Raw genomic sequence first — 14,310 nt, forward strand, 5'->3', positions numbered from 1 at the left:
TTTTTAAAAACTAAAACATATGCCAGGACCAGTAGCAACAGTAGGTAGTATGCATGTATGTCCTATGTGTAGTGGAACCACTCCTCATGTTGGAGGACCAATAGCACAAGGAGAAACAAATGTATTAGCCAATGGTAAACCCGTAGCCACCATAGGTAGTATGTGTACCTGTGTAGGACCACCAGATACCATAGCACAAGGGTTTCCTAATATTTTAATTAATGGAAAACCTGTAGCATGTTTGGGAGACCTAACAGCCCACGGAGGAACAATAACAGCAGGAGAAGCTAATATTATAGTGGGTAGTGCTGCGCCAGTTCCTTCAGTTAATATGCCTGTAAACAAGATACCATTTCCAAAAATTAGTATTGTGGATAGGTTAGCTCACAATAGTAAAATAAAAGAAGCGGAAGAAAATCAAGAAAAGCTAAAAGAAGAAGAGCAAGGAGAACCGCGAATTTATAATTTACAATGGCTAAAAGAAAAAAATATAATTCGGAAGTCAAAAGTGTTAAAAGAAGTAACACTACGAGCCTATGTGTATAATATACCTGATGGTGAGAGTATTACATTTAAGGTAAAAAAACCTGTTGAAACTACCGATAAAAATGGAAGTACAGCCACAAATGAAGAAGAAGTGGTAGAATTAACAGGAACAGTACAAGATAAAAAAGTAGAAGTTACTTGGGAGGTTGAAGATGCTACGAAGGAAAAAGAATCATCTAAAAATTAAAAAAAACAAAAAATGGCTGACGATTTATTAGTAGAATATCAAGAAAAGGAATATAAAGAAGTAATTGCAGAATATTTTTTTGAGTGTACGGGTGGTGGTGTTACCAAACCAGTAGCTAGCCCCAAAAAAGAAGTTTTAAAAAAAGGAATCAAGCTTCATTTGTTTAGGTATGGTTTTTTTGAAAAAAAATCTACTGAAGATACTGCGATAGATTTAGATGGCATATTAGAAGGAAAGAAAAAGTATAGTGTAGATGAGGTAAAAGTAGCTAATAGCAAAATACCAGAAGTTGAAAATTTTTATTTAGCTCGTACATTTTTAAGACTAGGTTATATTTATATTATTGATAAGAATGATAATAATAAATACAAAGAATATCAGGTAGATGAATCGGGAAAGTTAAAGGGTATCGTTTGGACCAAAGATAATAATGGTGACATAAGAAAAGCTACAGGAAATGCCAGACCCTTTATTACTATAAATAGGCCAGGAGAATATTATATAACCTACTCGCCAGTTCAGTGGAGTAAAACTTTTTTTAATGAAATTAATGGTAGTGATGAAAAGAAACAAAAATTCATGCAAATCGTTAATTGTACAGGTATTGAAATAGGATGTAGTCCTGAGTCAGACGAAGTAGTTTCATATAAGGATGTAAAAGTGGTTTCGTTTAAAGAACATCTTCAACGTAGAGAGTTTAGAGATAATTTAAGAGAAATTCATGTTGATGAGAAAGAACAAACAGATGAAGGAGAGAATAGCTTTTATGAAGATATGTTTATTACGTTAAATGACCCTATAGGGTGTGCTAATGATATTGGAAGTGTACTTGTTACAAAGCATCAGAAACATGAAGCAATAATCGAATCTATACAAACAGGCCAAAGTGAAGAAGACATTTTTGCTAGAATAGAAAAAGGAGAAAATAGGTCAGGTACTTTTTCTGATTATGAAGAACAAGTAAACGGACTATTTTCAACAGCATTAACTACTTATCAACTCATCTATAATGATGAGAAAATGAAAGAAGAATACGCTGAAACTACAGATAAAGACAAGTTATTAAAAATTTTAGCCGTTAAGGAAAGAAAAGAGTTACGAAAAGTAATTTCAAACATAAGAGGAGATTTTGGAACCTTTTTGTCAAATGATTATTATAAATGTTACTTGCCACTGTATACTGAAGGAGGAAATCAAGCAGTATTTGAAGGTAATTATATTGTAGCTTCTCATTTAGAGGTCTTATCTGCACATCCGCATGATAAAGATAGACATTTAGACCTAAAAAAAGATTACACAGGAAAAGAAGATAGTTGGAAAGATTTTTACACTAAAATGTTGGAAAATGATGATGACGAAATTTCAAAATTATTAAGTAAAAAAGTTAAGTTAGAAGAACTGCAAGAAACCATTCTAGATATTAGTAAGGGATTTTCGCTGTCTAAAAAATTTATAGATACTCTTAAAAGCATAACAGAGAGTTATGCAAAATATGCAACTTCAGAATTAAAGTTTAATGTAGTTTTAAAATATGTAAAGTCTTTTAAATTTCAAAATGAAACAGTTGTTCAGGTAAAAAGAAAAGAGCTTGAAAATAGTATTTCAAAAAAAGGTTTTTTTCTAAATATGTCAAAATGGGTAGAAGAAGATCAGTTAGCAAATTATAGAAGTGGACATAGACTTATACGGATAAAAACTTCAGCGTTACAAGGAACACCAGAAGAAATTGTAGCAAATAAACGTTTTGAAGTCCCTATTAAAGGGGCGAGTAATAAAGCCAGTGAATGGATAACCAAAGCTCTAGAACACCCTAAGTTTAGAGCCTTTATGGCAGGTTTAGAAGTAATAAGTACTGCTGTTAGTGTTAATAAATTAAGTTCTGAAGCTAATATTAAAAATGGAGTAGATACTACTGGTGGAGTGTTAAGCCTAATTTCTGCTACAACCAGTTATGCTGAGGCTAAAATGCTAGCAAATAAAGGAGGGGGGAGTGTAAGTGCAGTGAGAACAATAGGTAACATATCTAAGATAACAGGGTTTATCGGGTCTGGTGTGGGGGTTACAATGTGTGTATGGGATAGTATAGAAACCTACCAAGCGCGAGATTATGATGCCTCACTTACTTGGGCAATTACAGGGGCATTAAGTGCGGTGTTATTGGCAGATAGTATAGCAGCTTTTGCAGCTGGAACTGTCTTTGGGTTTTTATCTTTTTGGCCATTGGCTATTTTATTTGTCTTAGTATTGGTCGGGGTAGCATTGGCTATTTACTTTACTGATACACCTCTAGAAAAGTTTTTGAAAAATAATGTATTAGGAAGCGAACACCAATTAGTTGCAGGAAATGAAGTTCCTTCCGTTTATATACAGCAAATATATAATGAACGAAATCGTTTGGTAGAGAGCGATTTTAAAGAGTGGCGTGATTTTAAGAAGGCTTCACAATTATTATATGATTTATTAATTAGCTATCGTGTAAAAGAAAATGTTACACAATTTTTCTATGAAGATAAGCCAGATAAATCTTGGGGAGACTATATAAGAGATGCAATTCAATTGAGTGCGGGAGTTAAGTATAAAAAAGTAAAAAAAGTAACTCTAAAAGTACACTTACGTAAATTCTTATATAATAAGAGTAGTTTTGATTTTGCTATGAGACTTTTTGTAAAAGGCACTAAAGAAGTCTCAAGTTTAGATGAAATGTTGATTGCAGATAAAGTAATTGTAACAACAGATGATAATGGAGCAGATGTACTTGAAGTTTCGTATACTTTATCTAAGGCTACTCTTAATAAAATTTCTTTAAGCTCAGAATTTGTATTTATAAGTAGAACCATTATAAACGAACAATTAAAAGAATATTGGCCACATAAAAATGGTAATGACCGTTATATGGGGTATAAATTATCAGCTACCGATTGGGTAGCTCCTACAGGTGATATGATTATAGCAGATAGGATTAATGATGTTTTAGATGAAGTATGGGGAACTAATATTAGAATTGGAACTGAAGATGAAGTGTATAACCCTAATACTTGGAAAAGATAATGGAGTATTTATCAAAAATAATTAAAGAGAAACCACAAGACACCACACAAAAAAGTGTAGAGAGCGATAAATATTTTATAGAGGAAGCAACTGATTTGTTCTATAAAGAAAAAAGAACAGCAAGAGGTTGGATGTCTTGGGGAGTTGGTATAGTATTAATAGTTGTACCAACGATAATTTCTTTCTTTTTTAAAAGAGACGATTTTTGGCCAAAAATTATACTACTGACGATTTTTGGAATTCCTGGAGTTGTAACGATTATCTATGGCTTTGTAGCTCCTATTAAGTACTTAGTTTTTGATAGGATGAATGGAGTTGTAGTTCTTCCTAGAAATTTTAGAAGTGCTGTAACCATTCCTTTTAGTACAGGATATGCCAAAGTAAAATATATAAATTCTAGTCCAGGAGTAATTAGTGCCTTGTTAGGTTTCGAATCAAGTAAAAAAAAAGGTAAAGTTGGAGGTTTACTAACAGAATACAATATAAATAACTATTGGGCATTTACTGTTTGGTATATGGATAAAAACCGCCCATTACCTCCAGGAGATGCCTTTGATCCATATCGTCAACAGGATTTTGAACGTAGAAAAGCAGAAGGGTTCCCAAAACCCCTATATCCAAGCAAAATTTCCACGCCCGAAGCTACAAAAGAACAACAAGCAGAACGTAAACGTATAGGTGGATGGTAAAGAGATAAAATTAAGTAAGCTATGTTATGAGTTATTGTTTTACAAATAATTTTTAAAAGAGTAAAAGCCTAAGGTTATGAAATGTAAAGTTTTAAAAATTTGTACCTTTGCAAGGCATGAAGAAACATTTTTCTAAAATAACAGCTATAACCTTAGCACTAACGGTGTTGCTATCTACATTCTCTTTTAATGTAGAAAAACATTTTTGTGGTGATTTTTTAGTAGCTATTTCTTATGTAGGAAGTGTAGCTAGCTGTGATGATGTAGAGGAGGACAGCTGCGAGAGTAAAACAATAGAACCATCGTGTTGTAAAGACGATGTAGAGCTTATAAAAGGGCAAACTCAAATTCAGAAATCGTCTGTAGAAAAAATAACCTTTATAAAGGTTGCTACAGCGGTTACTTCATATGTTTTTAACAGTCTGTTATTTCAAGACTTAGAAAAACAAATTATTCCACATAAACAGTATGTACCACCTAAGTTATTTTTTGACATACAGGTGCTTCACGAAGTCTTTATCATATGATTTACAATTCTTACTAAAAAAATAAGAATTGTATAATATAGTATGATGAAATAAATAATGAAAAAAAACTTCATAATCAGTATTTTTTTACTGATTTCTCTATCACTTTTTGCTCAAAAAGAGTTAAAAGGAGTAATAAAAGATAATAATAATTTAGAAATATTTGGGGCGAATGTATATTGGTTAAACACAAATACAGGAACGACCACCAATGAAACAGGAACTTTTAGTATTCCGTATAAAAAGGAGTATAAAAAATTAATAATAAGTTTTGTTGGTTATAAGACAGATACAATAAATGTTAGCAGTACAAAACCAATCAATCACTATTTAACAGAAAGTAATACGTTAAATGAGGTTGCAGTTTCTGCAAAAAAAAGTTCAACACAAAGGTCGTATTTACAAACACAAAACTTGGTAACTATTAATAGTGATGAGTTGTTAAAAGCCGCTTGTTGTAATCTGTCAGAAAGTTTTGAAACCAATCCGTCAATAGATGTTAATTTTTCTGATGCGTTAACAGGTACAAAACAAATTCAAATGTTAGGATTAACAAGTCCATATTTGTTAATTACTCAAGAAAATATTCCGTCAATTAGAGGAGCAGCACAAGCATTCGGATTAACATTTACACCTGGGACTTGGGTTGAAAGTATTCAAATAACAAAAGGAGCAGGAAGTGTTGTAAATGGTTTTGAAAGTATTTCGGGACAAATAAATACGGAGCTAGTAAAACCATCTACTAATCATAAGTTTTACCTTAATGCTTATGGAGCTTTGGGAGGTAGATTAGAGTTCAATACCCATTTCAATCAAAAAGTGAGCGAAAAGTGGCAAACAGGGTTGTATGTACATGGAAACTATAGAGGAGAAAAATTTGATAAAAACAAGGATAACTTTTTAGACAACCCATTAGTAGAACAAATTAATGTGATGAATCGTTGGCAATATATCGATGCCGAAAAAGGTTGGGTAAGTTTTATCAATTTTAGATATTTAGACGATTCAAAACAAGTAGGAGAAGTTGGTTTTAACCCAGAAGTAGATAGAGGATCAAATACTGTTTGGGGAAGCGAAATTAAAACCAAACGTTTTGATACTTCTGTAAAAGTAGGTTATGTGTTTCCAGATATGCCATTTCAAAATATGGGCTTTCAAGCGGCGTATAGTAACCATAAACAAGATTCGTATTTTGGATTGAGAGATTACAACATTCAGCATCAAAGCTTTTATAGCAGTTTTGTGTTTAGCTCTATTATTGGAGATACTCGTAATAAGTTTAAAACAGGTGCTAGCCTTACGTATGATAACTACGAAGAGTTTATTAGTGAGCTGCTGTCTCCGAATTTTAATAGAAAAGAAAACTCTGTAGGAGCTTTTTTTGAATATGCTTATGACAATGCAGATAATCTTAGTGTTACAGCGGGCGTTCGATTAGACCATCATAACTTATTAGGAACTTTTGTAACACCAAGATTGCACATGCGTTATGTTCCTTGGGAAAGAGGAGTGTTAAGAGCTTCTGTAGGAAGAGGAAAACGAAGCGCGAATATTTTTGCAGAGAATCAACAACTTTTTGCTTCATCACGAGCAATAACTATTGATAATACAGGCGGAAATATTTATGGCTTAGCCCCAGAAGAAGCTTGGAATTACGGAGTATCGTTTTTACAAGGATATAAACTATTTGGTAGAAAAGGAGATGTAACATTCGATTTTTATCAAACAAATTTTTCAAATCAGGTAGTAGTAGATTGGGAAAATCCACAAGAAATTTCTTTGTATAATTTAGAAGGAAAGAGTATCGCAAATAGTTTCCAGATAGAAATGAATCAAAATATAATCCCTTATTTTAATACTCGATTCTCTTATAAGTTTTATGATGTTTCTACAGATTATAAATCAGGAAACTTAGCAAAAGCATTACAAGCTAAACATCGCTTCTTTGCCAATGTATCTTACGAAACTGAAAGAGAAGAAAGCGATGCCAGTTGGAAGTTTGATGTAACCTATAACTGGATAGGAGAGCAACGACTCCCTAATACCAATAACCAGTTGCCAACATATTCAGATAGCTATAACTTATTAAATACGCAAATAACAAAAGTGTTTTCAAAAAAGTTTGAAATGTATGCTGGAGCTGAAAATATTACAAATTATAAACAAAAAAATCCTATACTGGGAAGTGATAATCCATTTGGTGCAAATTTTGATACTACTATTGTATATGCACCAGTTTTTGGAAGTAACTTCTATGCAGGGTTACGATTTAAAATAGATTAATTAACTAATTCAATAAATTAAAAACAAAGAACACATGAAAAATATATTTTTATTAGCAGTTGTTTTATTATTAAGCACATCAACATTTGCTCAGAAAAAGAATGCAAAAGTATCTTTTGAAGTAGATGGTGTTTGTATGATGTGTAAGCAGCGTATAGAAAAAGCAGCGTTAAAAACCAAAGGAGTGAAATTTGCAAAATGGGATGTGAATACTCACGAGTTAAGTTTAATTATTGATGAACGCAAAACAAGTACAGAAACAGTTAAAAAAACTATTGCTGGTGTAGGTCATGACACAAAAGAGTTTAAAGCAACAAAAGAAGCTTATGATAATTTACATGAGTGTTGTAAGTATCGTGATGAGGAAGTGCAAAAAGATCATAAAAAAACAAAGAAGTAATAAAAAAATCCCGAGTTAATACTCGGGATTTTTATGTTATAACATTTGTAAAGTGTTAATTTCTTGTTGCGTTAATTCACGCCATCTACCACGAGGTAAATTCTTTTTAGTTAAACCAGCAAAAATAACACGATCTAATTTTTTTACATGATATCCATAATGTTCAAAAATTTTACGAACAATACGGTTTCTACCAGAGTGAATTTCAATACCTACCTCAGTTTTCTTTTCACCCTCTACGTAAGAAACGGCATCAATAAAAACTTTTCTTCCCTCAATAATTACATCACCACGTAATTTTTCTAAATCAGCAATGGTTAATTTTTTATCTAAAGAAGCATGGTATAATTTACGAACGTTATGCTTAGGGTGCGTTAATTTTTTTGCCAACTCACCGTCGTTAGTAAATAGTAATAAACCAGTAGTATTTCTATCTAATCTTCCAACAGGGTAAATTCGTTCTCTAGTGGCGTTTCCTACTAATTCCATTACAGTTTTACGACCACGGTCATCTTCCATAGTAGTAATGTAATTTTTAGGTTTGTTTAATAAAACGTAACGTTTCTGCTCCATAGAAATTAAAGTTCCATCAAAACGAACTTCATCAGTAGGCTGCACTTTGTAACCCATTTCCGTAACTAATTTCCCGTTTACAGAAACACTTCCGTGTTCAATATACGTATCTGCTTCTCTACGAGAACAAATTCCTGAATTAGAGATAAATTTGTTCAAGCGAATTCCTCTATCCTCAGTTTTTTTCTGAGTAGGTTTATTGCTTTTTGGTTTTCTGAAATCTTTTTTGAATTGATTTTTTCCTTGAGGATTGCTGTTACGTCCAGCTTGTCGTCCTCTCGACGAGTTTTTTGAATTCATAATTAAATTTTAAAAGTTTGCAAATTTACGGTAATTATTTGGTTTTTAATCTAAAACCTCAACTACTTTATCTACAATTAAAGATTTATCGATAAATAACAAGCTAAAGACTCCTATTAATAACAAGACCTTTAAAATGTTGTGAGCTAATCTATATTGATTGTTTTTTGTTGATTCCCATGTGTAAAAACCAACAAATATTAAGGTAATGGCAGCTAAATAAAAATAATATTTCATGTATTCTATAGCAGGGTAGTTAAATAAAACTCCAATAGGTACTAAAGTTAATACCATTAATAAAATAATTAGCTTTTTAGTACTTCGTTCTCCATATTTAACAGGGAAAGTGTTGTAGTTATTAGCTATAGCTCCTTTAATATTTTCTAAATCCTTCATAAGTTCTCGAATCATGATGACTAGAAAAAGAAAGATTGCGTGTATGAAAATTACTTTTGAAAAATTTTTGTAGTGTACAAAAATTACAAAAAAAGGAAGTATGGTTAATACTGTGGCTGTTATTAATCCTATTAGTGGATGTTTTTTTAGTTTATGAGAGTAAAACCAAATGCCAAATATATATACAGAGAAAAAGAATGCTGCTCGCCATGAAACTAACCATCCGAAGAAAAAACCAATAAAATTTAGTGTAAAATATAACGTTAGTTTTGTTTCTTGCTTTACATAAGAATCTAAGCCTGTTTTTATAGGTCTGTTAATAATATCAGCTTTTTTATCGTAAAAATTATTGATGATATATCCGGAAGCAACTACACAAACGGTAGCAATAACTAAATAAAGTAAATGCCAATCAAAAACTACAGGCTTAACTGATTTTGCATCAGAGAAAATAAAAATAGCAGCCAAATATTGGGCTGCTATTAATACTAGGATGTTATAACCTCTTATGACAGATAAAAGGCTAAATATTTTTAAGAAAAATGTATTGTTTTTAAATGTACTCATAGTAGCATTTTAAAAGCGATACACTAATTCTAATTTATAATCTTTTAAACTGTTTTTTGCTTTTTCGTAATCTTCAGTAAATCCTAAGATGTAACCTCCACCACCAGAACCACAAAGCTTTAAATAGTAATCGTTGGTTTGTATACCTTTTTCCCATACTTTATGAAAAGCAGTAGGAATCATAGGTTTAAAGTTAGCTAATACTACTTTTGATAGTTTTTTCACGTTACCAAATAACGATTTTACGTTTCCTTGTAAAAAGTCTTCAATACAAGCATCTGTATGTGTTGCGAACTCTTCGCTAATCATTTTTCTGAAACCTTCGTTTTTCATCTTGTTCATAAAGATGTTTACCATTGGTTCAGTCTCCCCAATTTGCTCAGAATCTAATAAGAAAACAGCTCCTTTTCCTTCTTTTTGAGAAGGGATTCCTGCTGGTTCAATATGTTCTTTTGAATTGATTAAGATAGGTAAACTTAAATAAGAGTTTAAAGGATCTAACCCAGAGCTTTTTCCATGGAAAAAAGACTCCATCAATGAAAAAATTTGTTTTAAAGTTAAAAGCTTGTCTCTCGTTAGGTTTTCTAAAATTGTAATTTTATCATTAGCGTACTTATCGTAAATAGAAGCTACTAAAGCGCCAGAACTTCCAACTCCGTACCCTTGAGGTATTGAAGAATCGAAATACATTCCGTTATCAATATCACTTTTCAAAGAATCTAAATCAAAAGATACTAATTCAGAATTTAAGTTAGTCAAATAACTATAAAACTTCGCTAAGCTTTGATTTGACTTCTCAGCTTCTCCAGTTAAGTTTTTTGCAGATTTTAACGCTCCTTTATAAGAACTAAAAGGTATTGCTAATCCTTTAGAGTCTTTGATAATTCCATACTCTCCAAAGAGTAATATTTTTGCGTAAAATAAGGGTCCTTTCATAGGTGTTTTAATTACGGTGCAAACATACAAGTAAAACTACTAGTTTACAAACTAGTACACGTTTTTGTAAAAAGTTTTCCAAACGCCCACTTTTTCGTTATCGCGATATTTACCTTTTGTTTCTATTTTACCATTCTTATAAAAAGTTTTCCATATACCTTCTCTTTCACCTTCTTCATACTTTCCTTCCTCTTTTAACTCACCAGATTCATAGTATACCTTTCGAATTCCGTGAAGTTTTCCGTTTTTGTAATTGGCTCTATGAAAAGGTTTGCCATTGGTATGGTAATATAGTACCAAACCATCAAATTCTTCTTGGTTAGGAGTTTTCACAGTACTAAAACCCTCCATTTGTACTTGACCATTTTTGTAGTAATCTACAATCCAAAAGCCGTCATTCATTCTTTTGGGAGCAGGTCTATAAAACTCATGCTCTCCTTTAGTTGTTTCTTGCCAGTTTTTATCAAACCAAATAGTATCTTGTGCATTGACTGAATTGGTTATAAAACCAATAAAAAGGGCAATTATTAATGTTGAAGTTTTCATAATAGTAGGGAATTTAGGTTAAAATAGGTCTCGCGCCAAAACCCACACTATCACAAATATAATGATTTTTTTGGCAGTATGCAGCTAAATTATTCTTAATAAATACTTCAATCTCAGTCTTTTCCGAATTAGGGTATAATACATGTACATTCGCGCCTGCATCTAAGGTAAAGCAAACATTGCTATCATTTTCTTGTCTGTATTCCCATATTTTATTGATGATTTCTAACGTGTTCGGTTTCATTAAAATGAAATATGGACTACTTGTTAACATCATTGCATGTAACGTTAAAGCTTCGCTTTCAACAAGGTCAATAAATGCTTTAATATCTCCATTTTGAAGGATTTTTGAAAGTTTTTCTAAGTTTTCATTGGCCTGATTAAAACGATTTTCAGCATACGGATGATTATGCATTAAATTGTGACCAACAGTACTTGAAACTTGCTTTTCACCTTTATCAACTAATAAAATAGTATCCTGGTAGTCTTCAAAAATAGGATGAACTTTATAAGGGAATTTTGTGCCGAATAAATCTGAACTTCCTTTAATCTCAGGATGATTTCCCCAAACGACTAATGGCCCTTCAATACTTCTACTAGCACTTCCTGATCCTAAACGAGCTAAAAAAGAAGCTTTTTTATTAATATATTCATCAGTTAAATTTGGATTTAATTCTTTTTCCAAATTCATTAAACACATAGCAATAGCACTCATTCCACTTGCAGAAGAAGCAATACCACTACTGTGTGGAAATGAATTTTCAGAAGAAATAACCATGTTATACTCTAAAATATAGGTACAGTATTTTTGTATTCTTTCAAAGAATTTGGCTATTTTAGGTTTAAAATCATCTTTCTTTTTTCCTTCAAAGTACAATTCAAATTCTACTTGGTTTTTTGGTAATGTCTTTGTGAATTCAATTTTTGTAGTTGTATGGCAATTATTCAATGTAAAGCTTATTGAGGCATTTTTAGGAATTTGAGGTTCGCTTTTTCCCCAGTATTTTACCAAAGCAATATTACTAGGTGTCTGCCATGTAACGGTTAAGTTATCTACTTTTTTATCTTGAGAAAGAAATAAGAAATCTGATGTATTCAACGTGTAAAAAATTTGCTGTAAAGATAGAACTTCGCTTACACTTGTGCTAATTTTTGTAAAACGCTTTCTTTATAGCTTCTGCTTATTGAGATTGCTTTTTTAGTAACTTCAATATATTCGTTAGTATATGATGAAATTTTAGAAACTGAAACAATGTAAGAACGATGTAATCTTATAAAACAATCACTTGGTAATATGGCTTCAAAATTACTTCTAGTAACTATAGTATTTCGTCTCAAGTTTTAGCGCCAGCATTTGGATTGTTGAGGGCTATTCGATATTATCTTGTTGTGGAAAAGAGATAGCTAATCTAGATTTTTGATTAGTTAATCCTTTTAATACCTATTTCTAACATAGAAATGGGTATTTTTGTTGTATGAGAAAAATTAAACTGATTTGGGACTTTAAAGGTCCTGATGGATTGGAAACAGCAAAACATCACTGTATACATTTAAAAGAATTTACGCAGATAGATGGTTTGCCATATCATGAAGTAAATTTTGTATCTTTAAACGAAATGCATACCATCGCTTTTATTGTGGTTGATGAGGAATATATGAAAACCTTTAGAGATGCATTGAAACCTCATAGAGGAGAATTAGCATAATATAACACAAAAAAAATAGATCTATGTTTTTAATTAATGCCCTAGCAAAACCAAAAAAATCTTCTGAACATTATGATCAAGTTATAGGAGCTTACGTAAGCTTGTATATTGATTATAAAGATATTGAAGGAGCTATGCGATTAGCGAAATTTTATATCAAAAATGAAGATTGGAAAGTAGTAGAAATAGAAGACGAATATTTTACGTTAGATTCTGTGGATGATGTAGAAGATAATGAGCAAAAAGAATTGTATGAAGAAGCTGTAGAGTATGGATACTCTATTATTTTTAATTGCTACGAAGAAGAAGGAGAAGACGAAGATTAAAAAAAGCATGTCATTTCGAACGGAGTGAGAAACCTTAATTATTTTCGTTCGAAATGATATTTTATTTATTCAGCAATTGCATTAGCACAAATAAAACCACCTGTCCAAGCATTTTGAAAGTTGAAGCCACCAGTAACGGCATCAATATTTAATACTTCACCTACAAAAAACAAGTTTTTGTGTTTTTTACTTTCAAAACGTTTAAAGTTAATTTCTTTTAAATCTAAACCGCCAGCAGTAACAAACTCCTCTTTAAAAGTAGTACGTCCATTTGCATTGAATAATCCTTTGGTTAACTGATCTGCTAAGTTTTGAAGTTGCTTATTGCTCAAATCAGCCCAGTTTTGGTTGTTTTTTATTTCTGAAGCCATTACCAAACGTTCCCATAATCGGCGAGGAATATCACTAAATGGAGATTTTAAACTAACTTGTTTTTTAGTTTGTGATTTTTTTAACTCTTGTAATGTTGAAAAAACTGAATAGGTATCTTGTCCTAACCAATTTACCAATACGTTATATTGATAGTTTTTATCAGCTAAAATACGAGCACCAAAAGCGGATAATTTTAAAATAGCAGGACCACTCAAGCCCCAATGGGTAATTAGTAATGGACCAGAATTTTCTAAATTTGTTCCAACAAGTGTAACTTCTGCATTTGGAACTGATATTCCGCCTAAATCAATAATTCGCTTGTCTTTTATATTGAAAGTAAATAAGGAAGGAACAGGTTTAATAATTGTGTGATTTAACGTTTTACATAAATCCCATACTTTTTTACTACTTCCTGCGGCAACCACTACGAAATCAGCTTCAAAATCTTGATTTTTTGTGTTGATAATCCATTTCTCATTTTGTTGATAAATGGAGTTTACACCATGGTTTTTTAACACCGTAATTTCGAGGTTATCAACAGCGTTTTGAAAGCAATCTATAATAGCTTGTGATGTATTTGCTTCTGGAAATACTCGATTGTCTTCTTCTATTTTTAAAGGAACTCCGCGATTTTCAAACCACTCAAAAGTATCGCCCGTCATGAATTTATGAAAAGGTCCTAATAATTCTTTTTCGCCTCTAGGGTAGAATTTTGTTAGTTCTTTAGGTTCAAAACAAGCATGTGTAACATTGCAACGACCTCCACCAGAAATTTTTACTTTTTGTAAAACCTCTTTTCCTTTCTCAAGAATAGTAATGTCCAATTCAGGATTAATTTCTTTTGCATTAATCGCAGTAAAATAACCTGCAGCTCCACCACCAATAATAATAACTTTTTTCATCTTTTT

At 31.7% G+C, this 14,310-nt stretch carries 15 protein-coding genes; 8 read left to right on the forward strand and 7 right to left on the reverse strand.

The window, feature by feature from the left end:
* The first annotated feature begins 19 nt into the window (after window positions 1-19).
* The 6 genes from MHM83_RS16235 (at window position 20) to MHM83_RS05730 (ending at window position 7,680) form a co-directional block, all read left to right on the forward strand.
* Window positions 20-733: a PAAR domain-containing protein gene (locus tag MHM83_RS16235; protein WP_159495467.1), complete on the forward strand. Its 714-nt coding sequence runs from the start codon at window positions 20-22 to the stop codon at window positions 731-733.
* A 12-nt stretch (window positions 734-745) separates the two neighbouring features.
* On the forward strand, window positions 746-3,781 hold the full coding sequence (locus MHM83_RS05710; RefSeq protein ID WP_239178746.1) for a toxin VasX: 3,036 nt from the start codon (window positions 746-748) through the stop codon (window positions 3,779-3,781).
* Window positions 3,781-4,470 carry a hypothetical protein gene (locus MHM83_RS05715; RefSeq protein ID WP_239178748.1) on the forward strand — a complete coding sequence of 230 codons (690 nt, stop codon included), beginning with the start codon at window positions 3,781-3,783 and terminating at the stop codon, window positions 4,468-4,470. The genes MHM83_RS05710 and MHM83_RS05715 overlap by 1 nt, the downstream gene beginning before the upstream one ends.
* A 116-nt stretch (window positions 4,471-4,586) precedes the next feature.
* Window positions 4,587-4,997, forward strand: coding sequence for an HYC_CC_PP family protein (locus tag MHM83_RS05720; protein WP_047790556.1), 411 nt, complete (start codon window positions 4,587-4,589; stop codon window positions 4,995-4,997).
* A gap of 57 nt (window positions 4,998-5,054) precedes the next feature.
* Window positions 5,055-7,280, forward strand: a complete 2,226-nt coding sequence (locus tag MHM83_RS05725) for a TonB-dependent receptor (protein WP_159615610.1) — start codon at window positions 5,055-5,057, stop codon at window positions 7,278-7,280.
* A gap of 34 nt (window positions 7,281-7,314) precedes the next feature.
* A complete protein-coding gene (locus MHM83_RS05730) occupies window positions 7,315-7,680 on the forward strand; it encodes a heavy-metal-associated domain-containing protein (RefSeq protein ID WP_159615612.1) in 366 nt (121 codons plus the stop codon).
* A 36-nt stretch (window positions 7,681-7,716) separates the two neighbouring features.
* On the opposite strand, the gene MHM83_RS05735 is transcribed toward MHM83_RS05730, so the two are convergent.
* The 6 genes from MHM83_RS05735 to MHM83_RS05760 are packed head-to-tail and all read right to left on the reverse strand — an operon-like array spanning window position 7,717 to window position 12,336.
* Window positions 7,717-8,553 carry a pseudouridine synthase gene (locus MHM83_RS05735; RefSeq protein ID WP_239178750.1) on the reverse strand — a complete coding sequence of 279 codons (837 nt, stop codon included), beginning with the start codon at window positions 8,551-8,553 and terminating at the stop codon, window positions 7,717-7,719.
* A gap of 45 nt (window positions 8,554-8,598) precedes the next feature.
* Window positions 8,599-9,516 carry a geranylgeranylglycerol-phosphate geranylgeranyltransferase gene (locus tag MHM83_RS05740; protein ID WP_159615614.1) on the reverse strand — a complete coding sequence of 306 codons (918 nt, stop codon included), beginning with the start codon at window positions 9,514-9,516 and terminating at the stop codon, window positions 8,599-8,601.
* 9 nt (window positions 9,517-9,525) lie between these two features.
* Window positions 9,526-10,452, reverse strand: coding sequence for a mevalonate kinase family protein (locus MHM83_RS05745; RefSeq protein WP_047790551.1), 927 nt, complete (start codon window positions 10,450-10,452; stop codon window positions 9,526-9,528).
* A 51-nt stretch (window positions 10,453-10,503) separates the two neighbouring features.
* Window positions 10,504-10,998, reverse strand: a complete 495-nt coding sequence (locus MHM83_RS05750; RefSeq protein ID WP_053056775.1) for a toxin-antitoxin system YwqK family antitoxin — start codon at window positions 10,996-10,998, stop codon at window positions 10,504-10,506.
* 13 nt (window positions 10,999-11,011) lie between these two features.
* Window positions 11,012-12,097, reverse strand: coding sequence for a diphosphomevalonate decarboxylase (mvaD, locus tag MHM83_RS05755; protein WP_159494826.1), 1,086 nt, complete (start codon window positions 12,095-12,097; stop codon window positions 11,012-11,014).
* 35 nt (window positions 12,098-12,132) lie between these two features.
* Window positions 12,133-12,336: a LytTR family transcriptional regulator DNA-binding domain-containing protein gene (locus MHM83_RS05760; RefSeq protein ID WP_239178752.1), complete on the reverse strand. Its 204-nt coding sequence runs from the start codon at window positions 12,334-12,336 to the stop codon at window positions 12,133-12,135.
* A gap of 137 nt (window positions 12,337-12,473) precedes the next feature.
* Between MHM83_RS05760 and MHM83_RS05765 the strand changes: the two genes are divergently transcribed.
* Window positions 12,474-12,704: a hypothetical protein gene (locus MHM83_RS05765; protein ID WP_047790549.1), complete on the forward strand. Its 231-nt coding sequence runs from the start codon at window positions 12,474-12,476 to the stop codon at window positions 12,702-12,704.
* 23 nt (window positions 12,705-12,727) lie between these two features.
* A complete protein-coding gene (locus MHM83_RS05770) occupies window positions 12,728-13,030 on the forward strand; it encodes a hypothetical protein (RefSeq protein ID WP_047790548.1) in 303 nt (100 codons plus the stop codon).
* Between the two features lie 65 nt (window positions 13,031-13,095).
* Here MHM83_RS05770 and MHM83_RS05775 read toward each other — a convergent pair whose 3' ends face one another.
* Window positions 13,096-14,304: an NAD(P)/FAD-dependent oxidoreductase gene (locus MHM83_RS05775; RefSeq protein WP_239178754.1), complete on the reverse strand. Its 1,209-nt coding sequence runs from the start codon at window positions 14,302-14,304 to the stop codon at window positions 13,096-13,098.
* Window positions 14,305-14,310 lie beyond the last annotated feature (6 nt).

The sequence above is a fragment of the Tenacibaculum sp. Mcav3-52 genome, assembly GCF_022347665.1.
Taxonomy (GTDB): domain Bacteria; phylum Bacteroidota; class Bacteroidia; order Flavobacteriales; family Flavobacteriaceae; genus Polaribacter; species Polaribacter mesophilus.

Excerpts from the sequence above, each read along its gene's own strand:
- MHM83_RS05730 (WP_159615612.1), top strand. The coding sequence starts at position 7,315 with ATGAAAAATATATTTTTATTAGCAGTTGTTTTATTATTAAGCACATCA.
- MHM83_RS05735 (WP_239178750.1), bottom strand. The coding sequence starts at position 8,553 with ATGAATTCAAAAAACTCGTCGAGAGGACGACAAGCTGGACGTAACAGC.
- MHM83_RS05745 (WP_047790551.1), bottom strand. The coding sequence starts at position 10,452 with ATGAAAGGACCCTTATTTTACGCAAAAATATTACTCTTTGGAGAGTAT.
- MHM83_RS05710 (WP_239178746.1), top strand. The coding sequence starts at position 746 with ATGGCTGACGATTTATTAGTAGAATATCAAGAAAAGGAATATAAAGAA.
- MHM83_RS05720 (WP_047790556.1), top strand. The coding sequence starts at position 4,587 with ATGAAGAAACATTTTTCTAAAATAACAGCTATAACCTTAGCACTAACG.
- MHM83_RS05770 (WP_047790548.1), top strand. The coding sequence starts at position 12,728 with ATGTTTTTAATTAATGCCCTAGCAAAACCAAAAAAATCTTCTGAACAT.
- MHM83_RS16235 (WP_159495467.1), top strand. The coding sequence starts at position 20 with ATGCCAGGACCAGTAGCAACAGTAGGTAGTATGCATGTATGTCCTATG.
- MHM83_RS05765 (WP_047790549.1), top strand. The coding sequence starts at position 12,474 with ATGAGAAAAATTAAACTGATTTGGGACTTTAAAGGTCCTGATGGATTG.
- MHM83_RS05715 (WP_239178748.1), top strand. The coding sequence starts at position 3,781 with ATGGAGTATTTATCAAAAATAATTAAAGAGAAACCACAAGACACCACA.
- MHM83_RS05775 (WP_239178754.1), bottom strand. The coding sequence starts at position 14,304 with ATGAAAAAAGTTATTATTATTGGTGGTGGAGCTGCAGGTTATTTTACT.
- MHM83_RS05740 (WP_159615614.1), bottom strand. The coding sequence starts at position 9,516 with ATGAGTACATTTAAAAACAATACATTTTTCTTAAAAATATTTAGCCTT.
- MHM83_RS05725 (WP_159615610.1), top strand. The coding sequence starts at position 5,055 with ATGAAAAAAAACTTCATAATCAGTATTTTTTTACTGATTTCTCTATCA.
- MHM83_RS05750 (WP_053056775.1), bottom strand. The coding sequence starts at position 10,998 with ATGAAAACTTCAACATTAATAATTGCCCTTTTTATTGGTTTTATAACC.